We start from the raw sequence: 24,426 nt of genomic DNA on the forward strand, positions 1-24,426 counted from the left end.
GGGAGCTTGCTCCCGCTTGAGTGCGCAGCGCTCACAAAATCTTTGGGGCGGCTACGCCCCCCAGCGGGAGCAAGCTCCCTCGCCACGAAAGCCCCCCCGCCACATAACCCTTCTCAATAGTCACCCCTTGCCCTCATCCGCCACCGGCGTCGCCGGCAAGGTGAACCCCGACACCGAGCGGCGCAGCTGACTGGCCATTTTCGCCAGGTTGCCAATGCTCTCGGCGGTGGCAGTGGAGCCGGACGAGGTCTGGCTGGTGATCTGCTGGATCACATTCATGGTCAAGGATATCTGCCCCGCCGAGGTGGTCTGCTGCTGTGCCGCGTTGGAAATGCTCTGGATCAGCGCCGCCAAGGTCTTGGAAACCCCTTCGATTTCTTCCAGCGCGACCCCGGCGTCCTGTGCCAGCCGGGCGCCGCGGACCACTTCGGTAGTGGTCTGCTCCATGGAGATCACCGCTTCGTTGGTGTCGGCCTGGATCGCTCGCACCAGCGTCTCGATCTGCCGGGTCGCCGCCGAGGAGCGTTCCGCCAACCGCTGCACTTCATCGGCCACCACCGCAAAGCCACGACCGGCATCGCCCGCCATGGACGCCTGGATCGCCGCGTTCAGTGCAAGGATGTTGGTCTGGTCGGCAATGTCGTCGATCAGGCTGACGATATCGCCGATTTCCTGGGATGACTCACCCAGGCGCTTGATGCGCTTGGCAGTGTCCTGGATCTGTTCGCGAATGTTGTCCATGCCATGAATGGTGTTGTGCACCACCTCGTTGCCCTTGTTGGCGATTTCCACGGAACGCTCGGCCACGGCCGACGACTCGGCGGCATTGGCGGACACCTGGTCGATGGACTGGGCCATTTCATTGATTGAAGTCGAAGCTTCGCTGATCTGCTGGGCCTGGTGCTCGGACGCCTGGGCCAGATGCATGGCGGTGGCCTGGGTTTCCTGCACGGCGGCGGCCACCTGGCCAGCGGTCAGGTTGATCGTCGCCACCAGGTCGCGCAGTTGATCCACCGAATAGTTGATCGAATCGGCGATGGTCCCGGTGAAGTCTTCGGTGACCGAAGCCGTCACGGTCAGGTCGCCGTCGGCCAAGTCCTCGATTTCATCCAGCAGACGCATGATCGCGTTCTGGTTGCGCTCGTTCTTTTCCGCGGTTTCACGCAACTGGCGATTGGTCTCGCGGACCATCACCAACCCGATCAGGATGATCGACATCAGCGCCAGCAGGCCCAATACGTAGCCGCCAATGGTGTTGACGGACCGCCCACCGGCGAGGTTTTCGAAGGCCGTGGCCAGGTGCGAGGCTTCGTCGAGCAAGGTCTGCGACAGGTTGAAGATGTTGCCCGCCGACTCGCGGACCTTGAACAGCTCCGGAGAAGTCTCGAGAATTTCATCCACCGAGCCGGAGACAAATTCGAACAGCTCGCTGATTTCAGTCAGGCGCGCACGGGCATCGCGGTCCTGTACCTGGGAAATTTTCAAGGTCGCGTCGCCCTGCAACATGCCGTTGAGCACCTGGCCAAAGAGCGCGGCGTCGCGGCCAAACGTGTCGGCCGCCTGGCTGGCGTTCTCGTCGCCGGCCAACACCGTGTTCACCGCGCCAAGAATCCGCTCGGCCAGCAATGATTGGCGCTGGGCCATGGCCACTTGGGCGGCCGGCGCGCCGCGTTGCAGGAGGATTTCAACGACTTTCTCGTATTCGACCTGCAGTTGCGGCACGGTTTCGGCCAGGGTCGCCGCGACCTGATGCAACGACAGGACGGTCTGCTCGCTGGAGAGGATGGCGTCGGTGTTCTTCAGCAGGCGCTCCCAGTCCAGTTGCACAGCGCGCATCTGCGGGCGCAGGGTGGCGGGCGCCGGCGGCAGGCCGGTCACCGGGTCGCCTTGTTTCAGATAGCCCCAGCGCTGGGCGAAATCGTTGCGCGCATCGCTCAGCAGCTTGAAGGCTGCGGCCTTGCCGGCCGCGGCCTCGGTGGCGTTCTTGGCGATGCGCTGGGACAACACTCGCAACTCACCGGCATGGCCGATGTACTGCTTGTCGTACGTAGACTGGGTGTTGAGGTAAGCGAAATTGGCAAATAACAGCATGATGAAGACGATCAGCGCGACGAACAGCACGATGATCTGCGAACGACTGCGCGACGCCTCCAGTGTCTTGCCTGTTTGAGTTTTGATCATGGTCCTCGCCTGTCCTGCTCGCTCCCACAGGGGCCGCGCTAAGTCTCGTTAAACCGCCACATCCATGAATCCTGGCGAGCGCGCCAGTGCAAACGGGCTGAACACCCGCCATTGCCGCTCTGCGCCAAAACGGCCCTGGACGAAGGCTGATTCCGGGCCATCGAGGTCGTTCGTCAAAATCGATTCGAGGCTGCCCTGGGGGAAATGCTGCAACCCCTGGACTTCGTCCACCAGCAAGCCGGCGAACACCTCGTCATGATCCACCACCAGTACCCGCCGATGCTTGCGCACGCTGGACAGTTCATGGCCGAAGAAACCGCACAGGTCCATCAATGGCAACAAACGTCCGCGCAGGTTAGCCACGCCGCGAACCCATGGCTTGACCCCGGGCAAAGGCGTGTGGCGCGGCTCGTGCAGCACCTCGCTGACTTCGCCCATGGGCGCCACGTACCAATGTTCGCCCAGGCGAAAGCCGATGCCGCTCCAGCTATCGCGGTGGATCGGTTGGGACGGCAAGTCCGCGCCCAATAGCCGACAGCGCCGATCGATCTGCAGCAACAGCTCGAATGCGGTCAGGGATTGGCTCATGGCCGCGCTTTCAACCCGCCAGTACTTTGTTCAGGGTCGCGATCAGGGTTTCTTCGTCCACCGGCTTGGTCAGGTAGTCCTTCGCCCCTTGGCGCGTCCCCCAGACCTTGTCGGTTTCCTGGTCCTTGGTGGTGATGATGATGACCGGGATATGGCCGGTGTCCGGGTCCTTGGTCAGCTGGCGCGTGGCCTGGAACCCGTTGAGGCCAGGCATGACGATGTCCATCAACACCGCGTCGGGCTTTTCCTGGCGCGCCAGTGCCACGCCATCGGCGCCGTTCTCGGCCTTCAGGACCTGATGGCCGTGCTTTTCCAGCATGCCGGTCAACTTGTACATTTCAGTCGGCGAATCATCGACGATCAGAACTCGTGCCATGGTATTCCCCATTCTTCTAGACCTCGGGCCCGAGGCCGAGCGTCATTAATGTGCCTGGTGCAACTGGGCAGCGGCAAAACCCGGGACATGGGCCTGTATCGCGCCCAGCAACTCTTCCTTGCTGAAAGGCTTGGTCAGAAATTGATCGGAGCCGACGATGCGTCCCTTGGCCTTGTCGAACAAGCCATCGCGCGACGACAGCATGATCACTGGCGTGGCCTTGAAAGCGCTGTTGTTCTTGATCAGGGCGCACGTCTGGTAACCGTCCAGGCGCGGCATCATGATGTCGACAAAGATAATGCCTGGGTGATGGTCGACGATCTTGGCCAGGGCATCGAAGCCGTCGATCGCCGTGATCACCTCGCAACCGGCGTTGCGCAGCAAGGTTTCGGCGGTGCGGCGGATGGTCTTCGAGTCGTCGATGACCATGACCTTCAAGGCGCTGGGTTGCTGCTGCGTAAGATGCTCTGCCATTGCCACTGCAAACCGGTTTTTAACGCATAAGAGTGATCGACAGCGCAAACCCTTGATGTTCAAGGCCCGCACGTCACATGGCAGCCTTTTTAGCACAGTCTCCAGCGCCGATCTATCAGCCGCTCGGTACGGCGGTTTTTCCTTGACCGCCAATCTTGGGGGCGCCACTCTGACGCCACTTTTTCACGCCCTTCGTGCCCACCCAATTTTCGAGGAACCAAGCCATGAGCGTACGCGTCGGCATTGTCATGGACCCTATCGCCAGCATTTCCTATAAAAAGGATAGCTCGCTGGCCATGTTGCTGGCCGCTCAGAAGCGCGGCTGGGAGCTGTTCTATATGGAGCAGCGTGATCTCTACCAGGCCGAAGGCCAGGCCCGGGCGCGGATGAAGCCGCTGAAAGTCTTCGCCAATCCCGAGAAGTGGTTCGAACTGGGCGAGGAAAGCGATGCGCTGCTCAGCGACCTGGACGTGATCCTGATGCGCAAGGATCCGCCGTTCGACATGGAATTCGTTTACTCCACTTATCTGCTGGAGCAGGCTGAAAGCGCTGGCGTGCTGGTGGTCAACAAGCCGCAGAGCCTGCGCGATTGCAACGAAAAGCTCTTCGCCACGCTGTTTCCGCAGTGCACGCCGCCGACCATCGTCAGCCGTCGCCCGGACGTGTTGCGCGAGTTCGCCGACCATCACGGCGACGTGATCCTCAAGCCCCTGGACGGCATGGGCGGTTCCTCGATCTTCCGTCACACCGCCGGTCACCCGAACCTGTCGGTGATCCTTGAAACCCTGACCTTGCACGGCAAGCAGCAGATCATGATCCAGGGTTACCTGCCGGCCATCGTCGATGGCGACAAACGCATCCTGATGATCGACGGCGAACCTGTCGATTATTGCCTGGCGCGTATCCCCGCCGCTGGTGAAACCCGCGGCAACCTGGCGGCCGGCGGTCGCGGCGAAGCCCGCCCGCTGACCGAGAAGGATCGGTGGATCGCCGCCCAAGTCGGCCCGACCCTGCGCGAGAAAGGCCTGCTGTTCGTCGGTCTGGATGTGATTGGCGAGCACCTGACGGAGATCAACGTCACCAGTCCGACCTGTATCCGCGAAATCGACAATGCCTTCGGCACGGACATCGGCGGGATGTTGATGGAGGCCATCGACAAAAAGCTGCAAGCTTCAAGCTTCAAGCGGCAAGTTTGATGCAGCGTGCAGCCTGACTTGGAGCTTGAAGCTTGAAGCCTGTAGCTAAGATGCCGTCCGATCTGCCCCAAGAGCTCGCCCATCGCGGTGTGCGCCCGGCTGATCGTCTCGGTTTCACCTTGTTCCTGGCGGCATTGATCCACTTGGCCGTGCTGCTGGGCGTTGGCTTTGCCACGGTCGAACCCAAGCAGATCAGCCAGACCCTGGAAATCACCCTGGCCACCTTCAAGAGTGAAACCAAGCCACAGAAGGCGGACTTCCTGGCCCAGGAAAACCAGCAAGGCAGCGGCACCCTGGAAAAGAAAGCGATTCCCAAGACCACCGAGATCGCGCCGTTTCAGGACAACAAGGTACAAAAGATCACCCCGCCGCCGGCCGCCAAGCCGGAGGTGCAGGAGACGGCACCGAAGGCTGCCGTCACCACCGTGGCGCCAAAGCCGAAAAAGGCCCCGGTCAAGGAAGAGGTCAAGCCTGATCCGAAACCCAAGGCCCCCGAGCCAACCTTCGACAGCTCGCAGCTGTCCAGTGACATCGCCAGCCTGGAAGCCGAATTGGCCCAGGAGCAGCAGTTGTACGCCAAACGTCCGCGCATTCATCGCCTGAGCGCTGCGTCGACCATGCGCGACAAGGGTGCCTGGTACAAGGACGAGTGGCGCAAGAAGGTCGAGCGCATCGGCAACCTCAACTACCCCGAAGAAGCCCGGCGCAAGCAGATCTACGGCAACCTGCGATTGATGGTCTCGATCAACCGCGACGGTTCGCTGTATGAGGTGCTGGTACTGGAATCCTCCGGTCAGCCCTTGCTGGACCAGGCGGCCCAGCGAATCGTGCGCCTGGCCGCGCCGTTCGCGCCGTTCACCGGGGATCTGTCGGACATCGACCGGCTGGAAATCATCCGCACCTGGAAGTTTGCCCGCGGCGATCGGCTTTCCAGCAACTGACCCTGCTGTGGATGAAGGTGGCTGTGATCAGCGTTTCCTGCGCATCCCCGGCTTGTCAGTTCGCGCCTGCGCCGCCACACTAGCGACTATGAAAAACGTCAGCCCCACCTACCTCAAGCATCACTTCCTGATTGCCATGCCGCACATGGCTGATCCGAATTTTGCCCACACCTTGACCTACATCGTCGAGCACACGGCCAATGGGGCCATGGGACTGGTGGTCAATCGTCCGCAGGAACTGAACCTGGCGGATATCCTTGAGCAACTGCGTCCCGAGGTCGAGCCGCCACTCTTGTGCCAGCACGTACCGATTTTCATCGGCGGCCCGGTGCAGACCGACCGCGGTTTCGTACTTCATCCGTCGGGTCCCAAATTCCAGGCCACCGTCGACCTGAATGGCGTTTCGCTGTCCACCTCCCAAGATGTGTTGTTCGCCATCGCCGACGGCGTCGGCCCGGAGAAAAGCCTGATCGCCCTCGGCTACGCCGGTTGGGAACCGGGGCAACTGGAAGCCGAACTGGCCGACAACGCCTGGCTGACCTGCCCATTCGACGCCGATATCCTGTTCAACACCAGCAGCGAACTGCGCCTGGAAGCGGCGGCCAGCCGGCTGGGTGTCAACCTCAGCCTGCTCACCAGCCAGGCAGGACACGCCTGATGGCGCTGCGCTTGCTGTTGGGCTTCGATTACGGCACTAAGCAGATCGGCGTCGCGGTCGGCCAGGTCATTACCGGCCAGGCTCGCGAGCTGTGCACACTGAAGGCGCAGAACGGCGTCCCGGACTGGAACCAGGTCGAAGCGCTGATCAAGGAGTGGAAACCCGACGCCGTGGTGGTCGGCCTGCCGCTGAACATGGACGGCACGCCCAGCGACATGTGCCTGCGCGCCGAAAAATTCGCGCGCCGGCTCAACGGCCGCTACAACCTGCCCTTCTATACCCATGACGAGCGCCTGACCACCTTCGAGGCCAAGGGCGAGCGCCTGGTACGCGGTGGGCAGAAAGGCAGTTACCGCGACAACCCGGTGGACGCCATCGCCGCTGCCCTGCTGCTGCAAGGTTGGCTCGACGCCAACACCGCCCTGTTTGAAACCTGATTTTCTGAAAGCGCCGCCAAGGCGCTTTCTTTTAGCGATAGACCGCGCCTCTCACCACCGGCCCGGGAACCTGAAGGAGCCAGCATGAGCCTGCCCAATCCTGCCGAACTGATCAGCCAGATGGCGATCCGTCTCACGGCGCACCTGGAACAACGTGGCATCAGCGAGCCGCGCTATATCGGCATTCGCACCGGTGGCGTCTGGGTCGCCCAGGCCTTGCTCGATGAACTGGGCAGCGACTCGCCGCTGGGCACCCTGGACGTGTCTTTCTACCGTGATGACTTCAGCCAGAACGGCCTGCACCCGCAGGTACGCCCCTCGGCGCTGCCGTTCGAGATCGAAGGCCAGCACCTGGTGTTGATCGACGACGTATTGATGAGCGGCCGGACCATCCGCGCCGCGATGAACGAACTGTTCGACTACGGTCGCCCGGCCAGCGTGACCCTGGTGTGCCTGCTGGACCTGGATGCCGCCGAGCTGCCGATCCGACCGAACGTGGTCGGCGCGACGCTGACACTGGCCGCCGATGAGCGAGTCAAGCTCTCCGGCCCGTCGCCGCTGCAACTCGAACTGCAAGACCTTGCCCTTTAACTGCCCTTGTAAGAGTCCATCGCGATGACGCCTCTCGAAACCAAGCGCCCGCTGCAGCTCAACGATCAGGGCCAACTGCGGCATTTCCTGTCCCTCGACGGCCTGCGCCGCGAGCTGCTGACGGAAATCCTCGACACTGCCGACTCCTTCCTTGAAGTCGGTGCCCGGGCGGTGAAGAAAGTCCCGTTGCTGCGCGGCAAGACCGTGTGCAACGTGTTCTTCGAAAACTCCACCCGCACCCGCACCACCTTCGAACTGGCCGCGCAGCGCCTCTCGGCGGACGTGATCACGTTGAACGTGTCCACGTCCTCGGCGAGCAAGGGTGAAACCCTGCTCGACACCCTGCGCAACCTCGAAGCCATGGCCGCTGACATGTTCGTCGTGCGCCACGGTGATTCCGGGGCGGCGCACTTCATTGCCGAACACGTCTGCCCCCAGGTGGCGATCATCAACGGCGGCGACGGCCGTCACGCGCACCCGACCCAAGGCATGCTCGACATGCTGACCATCCGTCGGCACAAGGGCAGCTTCGAAAACCTGTCGGTGGCCATCGTCGGCGACATCCTGCACTCGCGGGTGGCCCGCTCCAACATGCTGGCCCTCAAGACCCTCGGCTGCCCGGACATCCGCGTGATCGCGCCGAAAACCCTGCTGCCCATCGGCGTCGAGCAATACGGCGTGAAGGTCTACACCGACATGACCGAAGGCCTCAAGGATGTCGACGTGGTGATCATGCTGCGCCTGCAACGCGAGCGAATGACCGGTGGCCTGCTGCCCAGCGAAGGCGAGTTCTACCGCCTGTTCGGCCTGACCACGGCGCGCCTGGCCGGGGCCAAGCCGGACGCCATCGTCATGCACCCGGGACCGATCAACCGCGGCGTGGAGATCGAATCGGCAGTGGCCGACGGACCGCATTCGGTGATCCTCAACCAAGTGACCTACGGCATCGCCATCCGCATGGCCGTGCTGTCCATGGCCATGAGCGGGCAAACGGCCCAGCGCCAATTCGACCAGGAGAACGCCCAGTGAAGCTCAGCATTCTCGGCGCACGCGTGATCGATCCAGCCAGTGGCCTGGATCAAGTGACTGACATCCATATAGATGCCTGCAAGATCGTCGCCCTTGGCGCGGCGCCGGTCGGTTTCGTCGCGGTCGACATCCTCGACGCCCAAGGCCTGGTGGCCGCTCCCGGCCTGGTGGACCTGAACGTCGCCTTGCGCGAGCCCGGCTACAGCCGCAAAGGCAGCATTGTCAGCGAAACCCGGGCCGCCGCTGCTGGTGGCGTAACCAGCCTGTGTTGCCCGCCGCAGACCAAGCCGGTGCTGGACACTTCGGCGGTGGCCGAACTGATCCTCGACCGCGCTCGGGAAGCCGGCAACACCAAGGTCTTCCCGATCGGGGCGTTGAGCAAAGGCCTGGAAGGCGAGCAATTGGCTGAGTTGATCGCCTTGCGCGACGCCGGTTGCGTAGCGTTCGGCAACGGCTTGAACAGTTTTCGCAACGCCCGCACCCTCTGCCGCGCACTGGAGTACGCCGCGACGTTCGGGCTGACAGTGGTTTTCAACTCACAGGATCATGACTTGGCCGAAGGTGGCCTGGCCCACGAAGGCCCGACCGCCAGCTTCCTCGGCCTGCCGGGCATTCCGGAAACCGCCGAGACCGTGGCCCTGGCCCGGGACCTGCTGCTGGTGGAGCAAAGCGGCGTGCGTGCCCATTTCAGCCAACTGACCAGTGCCCGCGGCGCGGCGTTGATTGCCCAGGCACAGGCCCGCGGTTTGCCGGTGACCGCCGATGTGGCGCTATACCAGTTGATCCTGACCGACGAAGCGCTGATCGATTTCAACAGCGTCTACCACGTCCAGCCGCCGCTGCGCACCCGTGCCGACCGCGATGGCTTGCGCGAGGCGGTGAAGTCCGGCGTCATCACGGCCATCTCCAGCCATCACCAACCCCACGAGCGCGATGCCAAGCTGGCCCCGTTCGGCGCCACCGAGCCGGGCATCAGCAGCGTCGAACTGCTGCTGCCGCTGGCCCTGACGCTGGTGGAAGACGGTTTGCTGGATTTGCCGACCTTGCTGGCGCGCCTGAGCGCCGGCCCGGCCCAGGCGCTGCAACTGCCGGCGGGGAAACTCGCGGTGGGCGCCGCGGCGGACCTGGTGCTGTTCGACCCTAGCGCGTCCACCGTGGCCGGTGAGGCCTGGCGCTCCAAGGGCGACAACTGCCCATTCCTCGGCCACAGCCTGCCGGGTGCGGTGCGCTACACCCTGATGGATGGGCGGATCACCCACCAGGCCTGAAAAATCGAGTCGCCTGCTGCGCGAACGCAGGCGACTCGATCGGCCGTCCTACTGGAAAGCCCCGCGCTTCTGGGCATTACGAATCGAAACCTGATCGTTCAGCGTCCAGAAGTCATACAGCACGCCCAGGAAAAACACCCCGCCGGTCAGCAGATAGAGGATGCCGCTGAGCCATTTGCCCTGATACATGCGATGCACGCCCAGCACCCCGAGAAACGTCAGCAGTATCCACGCCACGCTGTACTCGATCGGACCCGGGGTAAAACGCAGGTCCGCTTCGCGGTCCATCGCTGGAATCAGGAACAAGTCGATCAGCCAACCGATGCCCAGCAGCCCGAAGGTGAAGAACCAGATCGTGCCGGTTACCGGCTTGCCGTAATAGAAGCGGTGAGCACCGGTAAAACCCAAAATCCACAGCAGATACCCGATGACTTTGCTGTGGGTATCGCGGATTGCACCCTGCTGATAGCTGTTCATGAATGGCCTCTTTTGCCTCGATAGAAAAATTTGTTCGGACTTTTTGTGACTTTTTTGTGTCTCGCCGACAAGCGGTCCTGAGCGACTCACGTCGCGCAAACGCCCGTGATACGGGACTCTGTCGGACAATCAGGTCAAATTGTCGCCATTTTGCCGGGTTTACGCTGGGTTTCGAATCGACAAACGGCCTCGGGATAGCAAAAAAAGCTGTTATAAAGTTGCGCGCTAACCTTCAAGAGCCCTGCCTAATGCGTCCATTTTTCAAGACATGGCTAACCATTTGCCTATTATTGCCACTGGCCGCCCACGCCACCAATCGTGAGCAACGTCTTCCCAACGTCAACGGCTATACCCCGAAATCCCATGTTTCTGCTCCCTCGAGCAAGAACAAGCAAAGCGTCCAGCGTGTAAGCACCGCCCACAGCCGACTGGTGCCACCCATGGCGACCAAGACGACCAGCAATGTCCTGAGCCGCGCCGTGAATGTACTCGGCACACCTTACCGTTGGGGCGGAAGTAGCCCAAGCAAAGGTTTCGATTGCAGTGGTTTGGTGAAGTACGCTTTCAACGACGCCACGTTCGACCTGCCACGCACGTCCAATGCGATGGCTGCCGGTCACGGCGAGAAAGTCGAGCGCAAGGACCTCAAGCCTGGCGACCTGATCTTCTTCAAGCTCAAGAGCCGCCGGGTCAACCACGTGGCCATCTACCTGGGCAACGACCGCTTTATTCACGCCCCGCGCCGAGGCAAGTCGGTGACCATCGACACGCTGAACAAGCCGTATTGGAACACCCACTACGTGGTTGCCAAGCGCGTACTGCCGAAAGAACCGAACACGCTGCGCGTCGTCCAGCGCTGATCACCGGCCTCCCGTGGCGAGGGAGCTTGCTCCCGCTGGGTGGCGCAGCCGCCCCAAACAGACCAATGATATCTGTGGGCCCAATTATTTTGGGTCCGCTTCGCGGCCCAGCGGGAGCAAGCTCCCTCGCCACTGGGATTGCACTACCGCCCCTGCCCCTCTAGAAATTATCCGGCGTACGCGCCCGCTCCCGGGCATGCTCGCGGCTGATCAGCCCCTTGGTCACCAAGTCTTTCAAGCACATGTCCAGCGTTTGCATCCCCAACGAGCCGCCAGTCTGGATCGACGAATACATCTGCGCGATCTTGTCTTCCCGAATGAGGTTTCGGATCGCCGAGGTTCCCAGCATGATTTCGTGGGCCGCGACCCGTCCGCCGCCGATCTTCTTGACCAGCGTCTGGGAGATCACCGCCTGCAACGACTCCGACAACATCGAGCGAACCATCGACTTTTCATCGCCCGGGAACACGTCCACCACCCGGTCAATGGTCTTGGCCGCCGACGTGGTGTGCAGGGTGCCGAACACCAGGTGCCCGGTTTCGGCGGCAGTCAGCGCCAGGCGGATGGTCTCCAGGTCGCGCATTTCCCCCACCAGGATCACGTCCGGGTCTTCTCGCAGCGCCGAGCGCAGGGCGGTGGAGAAACCTTGAGTGTCGCGGTGCACCTCGCGCTGGTTGATCAGGCACTTGCGCGGTTCATGGACGAATTCGATCGGGTCTTCGATAGTGAGGATGTGATGGTGCTTGTGGCTGTTCAAGTAATCGATCATCGCCGCCAGGGTGGTGGACTTGCCTGAACCGGTCGGCCCGGTCACCAGCACCAGCCCGCGAGGGGCCTCGGTCACTTTGCGAAACACCTCGCCCATCCCGAGGTCTTCCATGGTCAGGACTTTCGACGGAATGGTCCGGAACACTGCCCCGGCGCCACGATTCTGGTTGAAGGCATTGACCCGAAACCGCGCCACGCCGGGCACATCGAAGGAAAAATCGGTTTCCAGAAACTTCTCGTAATCCACTCGCTGGCGGTCGTTCATGATGTCGAAGATCAGCTCATGAACCTGCTTGTGGTCCAGTGCCGGCAGGTTGATCCGCCGCACGTCGCCATCGACACGGATCATCGGTGGCAGCCCGGCGGACAGGTGCAGGTCCGATGCGCCCTGTTTGGCGCTGAACGCCAGTAATTCAGTGATATCCATAGCGCTCCTCAATTCCAGTAGAATGCCGCGAACCTCAGACCGCTGGCCTTTCTTTATGACCACGATAGCAGACAACATTGCTCAGGTTAGATCGCGCATCCATGCCGCGGAACAGGCCGCCCAACGCGCCGGACACAGCGTCCAGCTATTGGCGGTGAGCAAGACCAAGCCCGCCCAGGCCCTGCGCGAGGCCTATGCCGCCGGCCTGCGGGACTTCGGCGAGAATTACCTGCAAGAAGCGCTGGGCAAACAGGCCGAACTCACCGACCTGCCCTTGATCTGGCACTTCATCGGCCCCATTCAATCGAACAAGACGCGCGCTATCGCCGAACATTTCGACTGGGTGCACTCCGTGGATCGCCTGAAAATCGCCCAACGCCTGTCCGAGCAGCGCCCGGCCGACCTGCCGCCGCTGAATATCTGCATCCAGGTCAACGTCAGCGGCGAAGCTAGCAAATCCGGCTGCACGCCAGCGGACCTGCCCGCCCTCGCCAGCGCCATCAATGCGTTGCCACGCCTCAAGTTACGCGGGCTGATGGCCATTCCCGAGCCAACCGACGATCGCGCCGAACAGGATGCAGCTTTTGCCGCCGTCCAGCGCTTGCAAGCCAGCCTGGACCTGCCGCTGGACACATTGTCCATGGGCATGAGCCATGACCTCGAATCCGCCATCGCCCAAGGCGCCACCTGGGTGCGCATCGGCACGGCCCTGTTTGGGGCTCGCGACTACGGTCAAGCGCCCAGCTGACTCACTCATCTCTTTATAAGGACCCGTCATGAGCAACACGCGTATTGCCTTTATCGGCGCCGGCAACATGGCCGCCAGCCTGATCGGCGGCCTTCGGGCCAAGGGCCTTGATGCTTCACGGATTCGCGCCAGCGATCCGGGTGAAGAGACCCGCAAGCGGGTGAGCACCGAGCACGGCATCGAAACCTTCGCCGACAACGCCCAAGCCATAGAGGGCGTGGACGTAATCGTCCTGGCGGTCAAGCCGCAAGCGATGAAAGTCGTGTGCGAGGCGCTTCGTCCGAACCTCAAGCCCCATCAACTGGTGGTGTCGATTGCCGCGGGTATTACTTGCGCGAGCATGAATAAATGGCTCGGCGCCCAGCCGATCGTGCGCTGCATGCCCAACACCCCCGCGCTGCTGCGCCAGGGCGTCAGCGGCCTGTTCGCCACCGAACAGGTAACCGCCGAACAACGCCAGCAGGCGCAAGAACTGCTATCGGCCGTCGGCCTTGCGCTGTGGCTGGACACCGAGCAACAACTGGACGCAGTCACCGCGGTCTCCGGCTCGGGCCCGGCGTATTTCTTCCTGCTGATCGAAGCCATGACGGCCGCAGGCGAAAAGCTCGGCCTGTCCCGCGAGGTCGCCGCCCAGTTGACTTTGCAGACCGCTCTCGGCGCCGCGCACATGGCGGCGTCCAGCGATGTCGATGCCGCTGAGTTGCGGCGTCGCGTAACCTCTCCGGCCGGTACCACCGAAGCCGCTATCAAATCATTCCAGGCCGGGGGCTTCGAAGCCCTGGTGGAAAAAGCACTCGGCGCCGCCGCGCACCGCTCGGCCGAAATGGCCGAACAACTGGGCCAATAAGGAGCCATTCATGATTGGATTGAACACTGCAGCGGTCTACGTGCTGCAAACCCTTGGTAGCTTGTACCTGCTGATCGTGCTGATGCGTTTCGTGCTGCAACTGGTGCGCGCCAACTTCTACAACCCGCTGTGTCAGTTCATCGTCAAGGCGACCCAGCCACTGCTCAAGCCGCTGCGCCGGATAATCCCTAGCCTGTTCGGCCTGGACATGTCGTCGCTGGTATTGGCGATCCTTATTCAACTGGCGCTGATGGCCCTGACCCTGCTGCTGACCTACGGCACCACCGGCAACCCGCTGCAACTGCTGATCTGGTCGCTCATTGGCGTGACCGCGCTGTTTCTGAAGATATTCTTCTTCGCCCTGATCATCAGCGTGATCCTGTCGTGGGTCGCGCCGGGCAGCCACAACCCGGGCGCCGAGCTGGTGAACCAGATCTGCGAGCCGGCCCTGGCACCGTTCCGCCGAATCGTACCGAACCTCGGCGGCCTGGATATCTCGCCGATCCTGGCATTCATGGTGCTCAAGCTGATCGACATGCTGGTGATCAACAACCTGGCGGCGATGACCATGATGCCGGAGATCCTGCGTTTGCTGATCTAAAGCACACCGCAGTTTCCTGTGGCGAGGGAGCTTGCTCCCGCTGGGCTGTGAAGCAGCCCCAAACCAGGCGCCATCGTCTTCCTGACAGCCCCGGGCGGCAGTTTTCAGGGCCGCTTCGCGCCCCAGCGGGAGCAAGCTCCCTCGCCACGGGTAAAGCGGCGGCCAATCAGCGCCGCCCTTTGCTTGCCGCTTGCCACAGCGATCTTTAGACTTACGCCTCATTTCAACGAGAGCAGGGTCGATGCCAGCTGCCTTTCCCCCCGATTCCGTTGGTCTGGTGACGCCGCAAATGGCGCATTTCAGCGAGCCCCTGGCCCTGGCCTGCGGTCGTTCGCTGCCAGCCTATGACCTGATCTACGAAACCTACGGCACCCTCAATGCCACGGCGAGCAACGCCGTGCTGATTTGCCACGCCCTGTCCGGGCACCACCACGCCGCCGGCTACCACAGCGTCGACGACCGCAAGCCCGGCTGGTGGGACAGCTGCATCGGCCCCGGCAAGCCCATCGACACCAGCAAGTTCTTCGTGGTGAGCCTGAACAACCTCGGCGGCTGCAACGGCTCCACCGGCCCCAGCAGCCTCAACCCGGACACCGGCAAGCCGTTCGGCGCCGATTTCCCGGTGCTGACAGTGGAAGACTGGGTGCACAGCCAGGCGCGCCTGGCCGACCGCCTCGGCATTGGCCAATGGGCAGCGGTGATCGGCGGCAGCCTCGGTGGCATGCAAGCGCTGCAATGGACCATCACCTACCCGGAGCGCGTGCGCCATTGCCTGGCAATCGCCTCGGCGCCCAAGCTGTCGGCACAGAACATCGCCTTCAACGAAGTGGCGCGCCAGGCGATCCTCACCGATCCGGAGTTCCATGGCGGTTCGTTCCAGGAACACGGCGTGATCCCCAAGCGCGGGCTGATGCTGGCGCGGATGGTCGGGCACATCACCTACCTGTCCGACGATTCCATGGGCGAAAAATTCGGCCGTGGCCTCAAGAGCGAAAAGCTCAACTACGACTTCCACAGCGTCGAGTTCCAGGTCGAGAGCTACCTGCGTTATCAAGGTGAAGAGTTCTCCGGGCGTTTCGACGCCAACACCTATCTGCTGATGACCAAGGCGCTCGACTACTTCGATCCGGCGGCGAACTTCGACGATAACCTGGCGAAAACCTTCGCCAATGCCACGGCCAAATTCTGCGTGATGTCATTCACCACCGACTGGCGCTTCTCTCCGGCCCGCTCCCGGGAACTGGTGGACGCGCTGATGGCCGCGCGCAAAGACGTCTGCTACCTGGAAATCGACGCGCCCCAAGGCCACGACGCTTTTTTGATTCCGATCCCGCGTTATTTGCAGGCGTTCGGCAACTATATGAACCGTATTACGCTGTGAGGACGCCATGAGAGCCGATCTGGACATCATCCAGGAATGGATCCCCGCCGGCAGCCGCGTGCTCGACCTGGGCTGCGGCGACGGCGAACTGCTGACCTGGCTGCGGGACAACAAGCAAGTGACCGGCTATGGCCTGGAAAACGACCCGGACAACATCGCCGAATGCGTGGCCAAGGGCATCAACGTCATCGAACAGGACCTGGACAAGGGCCTGGGCAACTTCGCCAGCAACAGCTTCGATATCGTGGTCATGACCCAGGCCCTGCAAGCCGTGCATTACCCCGACAAGATCCTCGACGAAATGCTGCGGGTCGGACGCCAATGCATCATCACGTTCCCCAACTTCGGTCACTGGCGCTGCCGTTGGTATCTGGCGAGCAAGGGACGCATGCCGGTCTCGGAATTCCTGCCCTATACCTGGTACAACACGCCGAACATCCACTTCTGCACCTTCGAAGATTTCGAAGCGCTGTGCCGTGAGCGCGAAGCCCGGGTCATCAACCGCCTGGCGGTGGACCAGCAGCACCGGCACGGGTGGGCAAGCAAGCTATGGCCTAATCTGTTAGGTGAAATTGGCATTTATCGAGTCAGCAGCCCAGGCCTGTCCGATCATCAGGTCGCCGTCTGAACATCAGCCTTTTCAGGAGCACGACATGAAACGCCTAGCACTTTTTTTGATCACCGCCTGCCTGAGCGCGGGCGCCATGGCGGCTGACGTCATCAAGGCCGAGCGCAAGGAAGTGTTCGGTGACGTTACCGTGCACTACAACACATTCAATTCCACCTTCCTGACGCCCGACATTGCCAAGGCCGCCGAGCTGATCCGCAGCAAGAACCAAGGCGTGATCAATATCTCGGTGATCAAGGGTGGCAAGCCACTGATCGCCCAAGTCAGCGGCACGGTGAAGGACCTGACCAGTAAGACAGTCCCCCTCACCTTCCGCCAGGTCACCGAACAAGGCGCGATCTATTACATCGCCCAGTATCCGGTGGACCAGCAGGAAACCCGCACCTTTGAAATCAAGGTGCAGACGGGTGACAAGATCAACACGATCAACTTCAACCAGGAACTCTTCCCGGGCCAATGATGAACCTTACCCAACTCGTGCTCGCCAGCCACAACGCCGGCAAACTCAAGGAACTCCAGGCCATGCTTGGCGGGTCGGTGCAACTGCGCTCGATTGGCGAATTCAGCCAGGTGGAGCCGGAAGAGACCGGTCTGTCGTTCGTCGAGAACGCCATTCTCAAAGCTCGCAATGCCGCGCGTATCTCGGGTTTGCCGGCGCTGGCCGACGATTCCGGGCTGGCCGTGGATTTCCTTGGCGGCGCGCCGGGCATTTATTCGGCCCGTTACGCTGATGGCAAAGGCGATGCAGCGAACAACGCCAAGCTGCTCGAAGCTCTCAAGGACGTGCCCGAAGCCGAGCGCGGGGCGCAGTTCGTGTGTGTCCTGGCCTTGGTGCGGCATGCCGACGATCCGCTGCCGATCCTCTGCGAAGGCTTGTGGCACGGGCGCATCCTCACCGAAGCCAGCGGAGAACACGGTTTCGGCTACGACCCGCTGTTCTGGGTGCCGGAACGCAATTGCTCCAGCGCTGAGTTGGGGCCCGTGGAAAAGAATCAACTGAGCCACCGCGCCCGCGCCATGGCCCTGCTGCGTCAACGCCTGGGCTTGCAATGATCAATGATGCTCCGCCACCGCTGATCCACGGCGGTGCACAAACGCCACGGGGTTCGCTGCCAGTGCTGCCGCCCCTGGCGCTGTACATCCACATCCCGTGGTGCGTACGCAAATGTCCTTATTGCGATTTCAATTCCCACACCGCCAGCCCGCAGCTGCCGGAAGAGGAGTACGTCGACGCATTGCTCGCCGATCTCGACCAGGACCTGCATGCTGTATATGGCCGGGAACTTAGCTCGATCTTCTTCGGTGGCGGCACCCCAAGCCTGTTCAGCGCCCAGGCTTTGGGGCGATTGCTTCAAGGTGTCGAGGCGCGCGTCCCTTTTGCCCCAGACATTGAAATCACCCTGGAAGCCAACCCCGGAACCTTCGAGCAAGAGAAGTTCGTCGCGTACCGGGCGCTGGGCATCAATCGCCTGTCCATCGGCATCCAGAGTTTCCAGCAGGCCAAGCTCGAAGCCTTGGGCCGGATCCACAATGGCGACGAAGCGGTACGCGCCGCCGGCATGGCCCGCCAGGCCGGGTTCGATAACTTCAACCTGGACCTGATGCACGGCCTGCCGGATCAGTCCCTGGACGATGCCTTGAGCGACTTGCGCCAGGCCATCGCCTTGAAGCCGACCCATTTGTCCTGGTACCAGCTGACGCTGGAGCCGAACACGGTGTTCTGGAACCAGCCGCCGACTTTGCCGGAAGACGACACCTTGTGGGATATCCAGGAGGCCGGGCAAGCGCTGCTCGCCGAACACGGCTACGCCCAATACGAAGTCTCGGCGTATGCCCAGCCTGGGCGCGCGGCACGGCACAATCTCAACTATTGGAGTTTCGGCGATTTCATCGGCATCGGCGCCGGCGCCCACGGCAAGCTCAGTCATCCGGACGGGCGCATCGTGCGAACCTGGAAGACCCGCTTGCCCAAGGACTATCTCAACCCGGCCAAACGTTTCCTCGCCGGTGAAAAACAGCTCGCCAACGAAGAGCTGCCCTTCGAGTTCCTGATGAACGCGCTGCGCCTCACAGAGGGCGTGGACGCGCAGCTTTATCCGCAACGCACTGGCCTGCCCCTTGAAAGCCTGGCCGAAGGCCGGCGCGAGGCCGAACAAAGTGGGTTGTTGCAGGTCGAACCGTCACGTCTGGCGGCGACCGAGCGCGGACAGCTGTTTCTCAATGACTTGCTGCAAAAATTTCTGAGCTGATCAAACAAGGAAAACGAATGGATCTGGTACTCGACCTGCTCGCCACCGTGTCCCGCTGGAGCCGAAGCAATCTGTCGGAAATATCCCTGGCATTGGTGGGTTGCCTGCTGGTGCTGTTTGGTGCTGACATCAAGGGCTGGGTCGAGCAACGCTTAGGCAGCATCGCCGGCGCCTTGCGCGTCCCGCTGATCGCCCTGTTGTGCATGATCGGCAGCGGCGCCGCACTGATCTACGCCACGCCGTGGATCGTCCGGGGCTTGAGCCAGTTCAACAACTACAGCCTGGCGCCGGTGTTGTTGGTGGTGCTGGTGTTGATTGGCGTGGTGGCGGATCGTCGCTGATCCTGGGCGTCTGAAGCGACAATAGCTGAAGCACCACGTTGTCAAAATCGAGACTCAGTCAGAGATTAGGCGAATGGCGAGCATTCGGATGCTCACGCAAACGGGTTACTTCGGCCTCAAGATCGACCCAGCCGAACGTACTCCCATCCCACACTGAACCGTCTCCAAAGTAGCGCGGAGTCATGTATTCAAATTCCTGACTCCCAGCTATCAGATGGTCGATAGCGAGCAGATACTTTCTCACGTCGCCGCGCTTACCCAGCGTCCCGGACAGAATCTCATCCCGGACGGAAATATAAGCTCTCTCATGATATTCGACCAAAACCACCAAGCGATTTACCGCGCTCTGCAAATCACACCCTTCGTGCTCAATGAGGACTCGAACCAGATTGATTTTTTCGCCATGTAAACGCTCTTTGCGCCAAGACAACAGATCATTGACAAGGATCATCTGACGCCGACAATGCAAGCGCAGATTATTCATCTCATCACGCCAGTCGCTCATGTCGACTTCGGCGCCGTATTCAGTCAACAACTCGATGAAATCACAGCCAAAGCTTTCCATCCGCAAGGCCATGCAGGCCTCGTAATCGAAGGGCTTAATAGTCGACTGGACATCAATCTCGGACGCGCAACCGCGCAGAAACACCTCAAGACTCGTCAAAAACCTGCTGAGCTGTGCCTTGCTCAATCCCGGGCTGATACGTCGCCATAGGTTATTAGCAGCCTTGATATAAGATTGACGATCATCAACTTCATCGGAGTTGAAATCGCCGACAATCGCCGTGAACAGCTCACGTGGGTTGTGGATCTGCAATATTAAAGTATCAATGACAGTTACATACTGATACCAGTCAGCAACATCGCGAGCCCGTTGTTCGCTGGCTTTGGGCACAGTCAACGAACCGTAGAGACCATTGCGCTCGCGCAGAAAACGCAACAGTTCACTCTCGCCGACAAAGCAGTCCGTCAGCATCTGCCGCACCCAACCATTGGAGGCGAACTCGATCTGGGCCGCATTTGGATGATAGGCAAAGGACAACAGCCGAGGTAGCTGGGGCAAGAAAAACTCGGTTGTTTGAATCATTGGTCACTCCTTTCAGCTAAGGAATTGCCACTGACTAAAAACCGGCTGTCGACTGCAAGGCTGGTGTATCGGACGACTCTGGACCAGAGGCAAAAATGGACAATTAATGCCTGGGCTTTACAGGTTAGTTTACGAACAACAAAATCGCCATTTTTCATCATCCCCACGCTAGCGTGGGGCGATCATCACACTGGCGTTTCTTTAAGCCAACTTCTCGAACTTCAAATCCCATACCCCATGCCCGAGCCGTTCGCCACGACGTTCGAACTTGGTGATCGGCCGCTCGGCCGGGCGCGGTACGCACTTGCCGTCTTCGGCCAGGTTGCGGTAGCCCGGGGCGACATTCATGACTTCCAGCATGTACTCGGCATAAGGTTCCCAGTCGGTGGCCATGTGCAGCACACCGCCGACCTTCAATTTGCTGCGCACCAACTCAGCGAACGACGCCTGGACGATACGGCGCTTGTGGTGCCGGCTTTTGTGCCAGGGATCCGGGAAGAACAGCATCAACCGGTCGAGGCTGTTGTCGGCCACGCAGCGGTTGAGCACTTCGATGGCGTCGCAATCGTAGACCCGCAAGTTGGTCAGCCCTTGGGTCAGTACGCCGTTGAGCAGCGCACCGACGCCGGGACGGTGAACCTCCACGCCGATGAAGTCCTGCTCCGGCGAAGCGGCGGCCATTTCCAGCAACGAATGGCCCATGCCGAAGCCGATCTCCAACGAGCGCGGCGCCGAGCGGCCGAACACCTGGTCGAAATCCACCGGCGCATCGGCCAGCGGCAGGACATAAAGCGGTGCGCCCTGCTCCAGGCCGCGTTGCTGGCCTTCGGTCATGCGCCCGGCGCGCATCACGAAACTCTTGATGCGGCGGTGCTGGCGCTCTTCGCCGTCTTCCGGCAGGACTGGCGTGTCGTTCGATTCAGTCATCAATGGCTCTTACTTGATCAGACCATCCAGCGGCGAGGACGCGCTGGCGTAGAGTTTTTTCGGCATGCGGCCGGCGAGGTACGCCAGGCGACCAGCGACGATGGCGTGTTTCATGGCTTCGGCCATCAGGATCGGCTGCTGGGCGTGGGCGATGGCGGAGTTCATCAACACCGCTTCGCAACCCAGCTCCATGGCGATGGTGGCGTCGGACGCGGTGCCGACACCGGCATCTACCAACACCGGGATCTTGGCTTCTTCCAGGATGATCTGCAGGTTGTACGGGTTGCAGATTCCCAGGCCGGTGCCGATCAAGCCGGCCAGCGGCATGACCGCAATACAGCCGATTTCCGCCAACTGACGGGCGATGATCGGGTCATCGCTGGTGTAGACCATCACGTCGAAACCTTCCTTGACCAGGGTCTCGGCGGCCTTGAGGGTTTCGATCACGTTGGGGAACAAGGTTTTCTGGTCCGCCAGCACTTCCAGCTTCACCAGGTTGTGGCCGTCGAGCAGCTCACGGGCCAGGCGGCAGGTGCGCACGGCTTCGATGGCGTCGAAGCAACCGGCTGTGTTCGGCAAAATGGTGTAGCGATCCGGTGGCAGGATATCCAGCAGGTTCGGTTCGCCCGGGTTCTGGCCGATATTGGTCCGGCGCACAGCGACGGTCACGATCTCGGCGCCCGAGGCTTCGATGGCCAGGCGGGTTTCTTCCATGTCGCGGTATTTGCCGGTGCCTACCAGCAAACGCGACTGGTAGGTACGACCGGCCAGGACGAAGGGCTTGTCGCTACGAACGATGCTCATGGGAAATCCTCTGTTGGGGTGAGGTTCTTGCGAAAGGCTGCGAAACCGAGACGACTAGCCGCCGCCAATGGCGTGGACCACTTCGACCAAATCACCGTCGTTCAACGTGGTTTCGGCGTGCTGGCTGCGCGGGACGATATCCAGATTGAGCTCCACCGCGACGCGGCGTCCGGTGAGGTCCAGACGGGCCAACAGGGCCGCAACGGTTTCACCGTCGGGCAGATCAAGGGGTTCGCCGTTCAACTGAATGCGCATGCCGGATGCCGCCATCATTTTTAGGGGCTGGCATTCTAGCCCGATCAGTCTGGGTGACCCAAGCCCCTTGGTCAGCTACAAGCTACGAGTCGCAAGCTTCAAGCGGTAAGTTGCAAGCGCCACGCCGCGATGCCCAGGCACAACCAGCCGATCAGAAAGGCTACGCCGCCCAGGGGCGTGATGATGCCCAGCTTGCTGATACCCGTGAGTGTCAGCAGGTATAGGCTGCCCGAGAACAGCAGGATGCCGATCACAAATGAAATCCCGGCCCAGGTGACGATACGACCCGGAATGTGCGTGGCCAGCAACGCAACGCCCAGCAATGCCAAGGTATGGACCAGTTGGTAGGTCACGCCGGTGTGGAATATCGCCAGGTAATCGGCACTCAGGCGGTTTTTCAGGCCATGGGCGGCGAATGCCCCCAGCGCCACGCCCGTGAAGCCGAAAAACGCCGCCAGCATCAGAAAGCTACGCAACATGGGAACTCCAATCAGACTCGGTGGACAGGGTCTGTATAATGGCCCGCTCGACGGGTTCGGCCAAGCCATCTCTATGCTGCGTACATTGTTTCGACGATTCGTTAAAGCCCTGCTCTGGTTCGCCGTCGGCAGCGTTGTGCTGGTGCTGCTGCTTCGCGTGGTGCCGCCACCGTTCACCGCGCTGATGATCGAGCGCAAGGTTGAATCCTGGTTCGGCGGCGAGCCGATCGACCTGCAGCGTGACTGGCAGCCTTGGGACCAGATTTCCGACAGTCTCAAAGTGGCGGTGATTGCCGGTGAGGATCAGAAATTCCCTGAGCACTGGGGCTTTGACATCAGCGCGATCCAGGCCGCATTTGCCCATAACGGGCGCGGCGGTTCGATCCGTGGCGCGAGCACCCTCAGCCAGCAAGTGTCCAAGAACCTGTTCCTGTGGTCGGGACGCAGCTGGCTGCGAAAAGGCCTGGAAGCCTGGTTCACCGCGCTGATCGAAGTGTTTTGGCCCAAGCAGCGGATCCTTGAGGTGTACCTCAACAGCGTCGAGTGGGACGACGGTGTGTTCGGGGCGGAGGCGGCCGCGCGGCATCATTTCCGTGTAAGCGCCGACGCCTTGTCCCGGCAACAGGCCAGCCTGCTGGCGGCAGTGCTGCCCAACCCGCGAGTATGGAACGCCAGCCGACCGAGCCCGTATGTACTGCGGCGAGCGAGCTGGATTCGCCAGCAGATGAGCCAGTTGGGAGGCGACAGCTATTTGCTGGGGCTCGATCATGCGCGGCGGGCGCCTTGGGCGCAGTAACCTGATCGTTCCCACGCTCCGCGTCCCGTTCACACATGGCACAAATAAAAAACGCCCCGATCATTACTGATCGGGGCGTTTTTTATTGCCGCTGTCGCAGGTCAAGCTGCGATGGATGTCTTGAGCTTGTTCATCGCGCTTTTCTCGAGCTGACGAATCCGCTCGGCCGACACGTTGTACTTCTGCGCCAGGTCGTGCAGCGTGGCTTTTTCCTCGGCCAGCCAGCGCTGGTAAAGGATGTCGCGGCTACGTTCGTCCAGCACTTCCAACGCTTCGTGCAGGTTGGTGTTGGAGTTGTCGCTCCAGTCGGCATCTTCCAGTTGACGGGCCGGGTCGTACCGGTGGTCTTCCAGATAGTTGGCCGGCGATTGGAAAGCGCTGTCGTCGTCCGCTTCGGCGGCCGGGTCGAAAGCCATGTCATGGCCGGTCAGGCGGCTTTCCATCTCGCGAACTTCCCGAGGTTCCACGCCGAGGCTTTCCGCCACGCGGTGGACTTCCTCATTGTTCAGCCAGGCCAGACGCTTTTTCTGGCTGCGCAAGTTGAAGAACAGCTTGCGCTGGGCCTTGGTGGTCGCGACTTTCACGATGCGCCAGTTGCGCAGGATGAACTCGTGGATTTCCGCCTTGATCCAATGCACAGCAAAAGACACCAGGCGCACACCCATTTCCGGGTTGAAACGCTTGACCGCCTTCATCAGGCCAACGTTGCCTTCCTGAATCAGGTCGGCCTGGGCCAGCCCGTAGCCGGAATAGCTGCGGGCGATATGTACGACAAAACGCAGGTGGGCGAGCACCATCTGCCGAGCCGCCTCAAGATCCTGCTCATAATAGAGACTCTCGGCCAGTTCACGCTCCTGCTCGGGCGTCAGCAATGGAATGCTGTTCACCGTGTGCACATAGGCCTCGAGGTTCGCGCCCGGGACCAGGGCATAAGCAGGTTGCAAAGAAGTGGTCATACGAAAAAACCTCCGACTCACATAACTCGTGCAGTTCAGCACTGCGAAAATTGACC

The 24,426-nt window shown here is 61.4% G+C and carries 30 protein-coding genes; 18 read left to right on the plus strand and 12 right to left on the minus strand.

Going from position 1 to position 24,426, the window contains the following annotated elements; translation table 11 throughout:
• Positions 1–120: 120 nt before the first annotated feature.
• The 4 genes from HU806_RS14560 to HU806_RS14575 are packed head-to-tail and all read right to left on the minus strand — an operon-like array spanning position 121 to position 3,619.
• Positions 121–2,181: a methyl-accepting chemotaxis protein gene (locus HU806_RS14560; RefSeq protein WP_186612054.1), complete on the minus strand. Its 2,061-nt coding sequence runs from the start codon at positions 2,179–2,181 to the stop codon at positions 121–123.
• A 48-nt stretch (positions 2,182–2,229) separates the two neighbouring features.
• Entirely contained in the window at positions 2,230–2,769 is a 540-nt protein-coding gene (locus tag HU806_RS14565) for a chemotaxis protein CheW (RefSeq protein ID WP_186612055.1), read from the minus strand.
• Positions 2,770–2,779: 10 nt separating this feature from the next.
• Positions 2,780–3,145, minus strand: a complete 366-nt coding sequence (pilH, locus tag HU806_RS14570; protein WP_186612056.1) for a twitching motility response regulator PilH — start codon at positions 3,143–3,145, stop codon at positions 2,780–2,782.
• A gap of 45 nt (positions 3,146–3,190) precedes the next feature.
• Entirely contained in the window at positions 3,191–3,619 is a 429-nt protein-coding gene (locus tag HU806_RS14575; RefSeq protein WP_186612057.1) for a response regulator, read from the minus strand.
• 224 nt (positions 3,620–3,843) lie between these two features.
• On the opposite strand from HU806_RS14575, the gene gshB reads away from it, so the two are divergent.
• From gshB to HU806_RS14610, 7 genes are all read left to right on the plus strand, one after another.
• A complete protein-coding gene (gene gshB / locus HU806_RS14580) occupies positions 3,844–4,815 on the plus strand; it encodes a glutathione synthase (protein ID WP_186612058.1) in 972 nt (323 codons plus the stop codon).
• Between the two features lie 50 nt (positions 4,816–4,865).
• Positions 4,866–5,756 (plus strand): energy transducer TonB, encoded by an 891-nt coding sequence (locus HU806_RS14585; RefSeq protein WP_186612134.1) that lies wholly within the window; start codon positions 4,866–4,868, stop codon positions 5,754–5,756.
• An 88-nt stretch (positions 5,757–5,844) separates the two neighbouring features.
• A complete protein-coding gene (locus tag HU806_RS14590) occupies positions 5,845–6,414 on the plus strand; it encodes a YqgE/AlgH family protein (protein WP_186612059.1) in 570 nt (189 codons plus the stop codon).
• Complete coding sequence (gene ruvX / locus HU806_RS14595) at positions 6,414–6,851, plus strand: Holliday junction resolvase RuvX (protein WP_039590497.1); 438 nt, start codon at positions 6,414–6,416, stop codon at positions 6,849–6,851. Before HU806_RS14590 ends, ruvX begins: the two co-directional genes overlap by 1 nt.
• Before the next feature lie 84 nt (positions 6,852–6,935).
• Positions 6,936–7,442 (plus strand): bifunctional pyr operon transcriptional regulator/uracil phosphoribosyltransferase PyrR, encoded by a 507-nt coding sequence (pyrR, locus tag HU806_RS14600; protein ID WP_186612060.1) that lies wholly within the window; start codon positions 6,936–6,938, stop codon positions 7,440–7,442.
• A 24-nt stretch (positions 7,443–7,466) separates the two neighbouring features.
• The gene (locus HU806_RS14605) at positions 7,467–8,471 is read left to right on the plus strand and encodes an aspartate carbamoyltransferase catalytic subunit (protein ID WP_003177495.1); all 1,005 of its coding nucleotides are present in this window, start codon (positions 7,467–7,469) and stop codon (positions 8,469–8,471) included.
• Positions 8,468–9,739, plus strand: a complete 1,272-nt coding sequence (locus tag HU806_RS14610; RefSeq protein ID WP_186612061.1) for a dihydroorotase — start codon at positions 8,468–8,470, stop codon at positions 9,737–9,739. The genes HU806_RS14605 and HU806_RS14610 overlap by 4 nt, the downstream gene beginning before the upstream one ends.
• Positions 9,740–9,787: 48 nt before the next feature.
• Here HU806_RS14610 and HU806_RS14615 read toward each other — a convergent pair whose 3' ends face one another.
• Positions 9,788–10,216, minus strand: coding sequence for an NINE protein (locus HU806_RS14615; protein ID WP_186612062.1), 429 nt, complete (start codon positions 10,214–10,216; stop codon positions 9,788–9,790).
• 248 nt (positions 10,217–10,464) lie between these two features.
• Between HU806_RS14615 and HU806_RS14620 the strand changes: the two genes are divergently transcribed.
• Positions 10,465–11,076, plus strand: a complete 612-nt coding sequence (locus HU806_RS14620) for a C40 family peptidase (RefSeq protein WP_186612063.1) — start codon at positions 10,465–10,467, stop codon at positions 11,074–11,076.
• A 160-nt stretch (positions 11,077–11,236) separates the two neighbouring features.
• On the opposite strand, the gene HU806_RS14625 is transcribed toward HU806_RS14620, so the two are convergent.
• Positions 11,237–12,271: a type IV pilus twitching motility protein PilT gene (locus HU806_RS14625; protein WP_186612064.1), complete on the minus strand. Its 1,035-nt coding sequence runs from the start codon at positions 12,269–12,271 to the stop codon at positions 11,237–11,239.
• 55 nt (positions 12,272–12,326) lie between these two features.
• Here HU806_RS14625 and HU806_RS14630 point away from each other — a divergent pair, with 55 nt between their 5' ends.
• The 9 genes from HU806_RS14630 to HU806_RS14670 all read left to right on the plus strand — a co-directional run bounded on the left by HU806_RS14630 (position 12,327) and on the right by HU806_RS14670 (position 19,066).
• On the plus strand, positions 12,327–13,019 hold the full coding sequence (locus HU806_RS14630) for a YggS family pyridoxal phosphate-dependent enzyme (protein WP_186612065.1): 693 nt from the start codon (positions 12,327–12,329) through the stop codon (positions 13,017–13,019).
• A gap of 28 nt (positions 13,020–13,047) precedes the next feature.
• Entirely contained in the window at positions 13,048–13,866 is an 819-nt protein-coding gene (proC, locus tag HU806_RS14635; RefSeq protein ID WP_186612066.1) for a pyrroline-5-carboxylate reductase, read from the plus strand.
• A gap of 10 nt (positions 13,867–13,876) precedes the next feature.
• Complete coding sequence (locus tag HU806_RS14640) at positions 13,877–14,467, plus strand: YggT family protein (RefSeq protein WP_186612067.1); 591 nt, start codon at positions 13,877–13,879, stop codon at positions 14,465–14,467.
• A gap of 241 nt (positions 14,468–14,708) precedes the next feature.
• Positions 14,709–15,848 carry a homoserine O-succinyltransferase MetX gene (gene metX, locus HU806_RS14645; RefSeq protein WP_186612068.1) on the plus strand — a complete coding sequence of 380 codons (1,140 nt, stop codon included), beginning with the start codon at positions 14,709–14,711 and terminating at the stop codon, positions 15,846–15,848.
• Between the two features lie 7 nt (positions 15,849–15,855).
• Positions 15,856–16,476, plus strand: coding sequence for a methionine biosynthesis protein MetW (metW, locus tag HU806_RS14650; protein WP_186612069.1), 621 nt, complete (start codon positions 15,856–15,858; stop codon positions 16,474–16,476).
• A gap of 25 nt (positions 16,477–16,501) precedes the next feature.
• Complete coding sequence (locus HU806_RS14655; RefSeq protein ID WP_186612070.1) at positions 16,502–16,936, plus strand: DUF4426 domain-containing protein; 435 nt, start codon at positions 16,502–16,504, stop codon at positions 16,934–16,936.
• Positions 16,933–17,529, plus strand: coding sequence for an RdgB/HAM1 family non-canonical purine NTP pyrophosphatase (rdgB, locus tag HU806_RS14660; protein WP_186612071.1), 597 nt, complete (start codon positions 16,933–16,935; stop codon positions 17,527–17,529). Before HU806_RS14655 ends, rdgB begins: the two co-directional genes overlap by 4 nt.
• Positions 17,526–18,725 carry a radical SAM family heme chaperone HemW gene (gene hemW / locus HU806_RS14665; RefSeq protein ID WP_238350183.1) on the plus strand — a complete coding sequence of 400 codons (1,200 nt, stop codon included), beginning with the start codon at positions 17,526–17,528 and terminating at the stop codon, positions 18,723–18,725. The genes rdgB and hemW overlap by 4 nt, the downstream gene beginning before the upstream one ends.
• A gap of 17 nt (positions 18,726–18,742) precedes the next feature.
• Positions 18,743–19,066, plus strand: a complete 324-nt coding sequence (locus HU806_RS14670; RefSeq protein ID WP_014340681.1) for a DUF3392 domain-containing protein — start codon at positions 18,743–18,745, stop codon at positions 19,064–19,066.
• Positions 19,067–19,124: 58 nt separating this feature from the next.
• Here HU806_RS14670 and HU806_RS14675 read toward each other — a convergent pair whose 3' ends face one another.
• The 5 genes from HU806_RS14675 to HU806_RS14695 all read right to left on the minus strand — a co-directional run bounded on the left by HU806_RS14675 (position 19,125) and on the right by HU806_RS14695 (position 22,618).
• Entirely contained in the window at positions 19,125–20,153 is a 1,029-nt protein-coding gene (locus HU806_RS14675) for a terpene synthase family protein (RefSeq protein ID WP_186612072.1), read from the minus strand.
• A gap of 201 nt (positions 20,154–20,354) precedes the next feature.
• Positions 20,355–21,080, minus strand: a complete 726-nt coding sequence (trmB, locus tag HU806_RS14680) for a tRNA (guanosine(46)-N7)-methyltransferase TrmB (protein WP_186612073.1) — start codon at positions 21,078–21,080, stop codon at positions 20,355–20,357.
• Positions 21,081–21,089: 9 nt separating this feature from the next.
• Positions 21,090–21,884 (minus strand): thiazole synthase, encoded by a 795-nt coding sequence (locus HU806_RS14685; protein ID WP_003177480.1) that lies wholly within the window; start codon positions 21,882–21,884, stop codon positions 21,090–21,092.
• Between the two features lie 54 nt (positions 21,885–21,938).
• Positions 21,939–22,139, minus strand: coding sequence for a sulfur carrier protein ThiS (gene thiS / locus HU806_RS14690; protein WP_186612074.1), 201 nt, complete (start codon positions 22,137–22,139; stop codon positions 21,939–21,941).
• 98 nt (positions 22,140–22,237) lie between these two features.
• Entirely contained in the window at positions 22,238–22,618 is a 381-nt protein-coding gene (locus HU806_RS14695; RefSeq protein WP_186612075.1) for a DUF423 domain-containing protein, read from the minus strand.
• Between the two features lie 73 nt (positions 22,619–22,691).
• Between HU806_RS14695 and mtgA the strand changes: the two genes are divergently transcribed.
• Positions 22,692–23,414 carry a monofunctional biosynthetic peptidoglycan transglycosylase gene (gene mtgA, locus HU806_RS14700; protein ID WP_186612076.1) on the plus strand — a complete coding sequence of 241 codons (723 nt, stop codon included), beginning with the start codon at positions 22,692–22,694 and terminating at the stop codon, positions 23,412–23,414.
• Positions 23,415–23,515: 101 nt separating this feature from the next.
• Here mtgA and rpoH read toward each other — a convergent pair whose 3' ends face one another.
• Positions 23,516–24,370, minus strand: a complete 855-nt coding sequence (gene rpoH, locus HU806_RS14705) for an RNA polymerase sigma factor RpoH (RefSeq protein WP_092395442.1) — start codon at positions 24,368–24,370, stop codon at positions 23,516–23,518.
• Positions 24,371–24,426: the final 56 nt, after the last annotated feature.

Source organism: Pseudomonas sp. SWRI154, from assembly GCF_014268645.1.
Classification (GTDB): Bacteria; Pseudomonadota; Gammaproteobacteria; order Pseudomonadales; family Pseudomonadaceae; genus Aquipseudomonas; species Aquipseudomonas marvdashtae.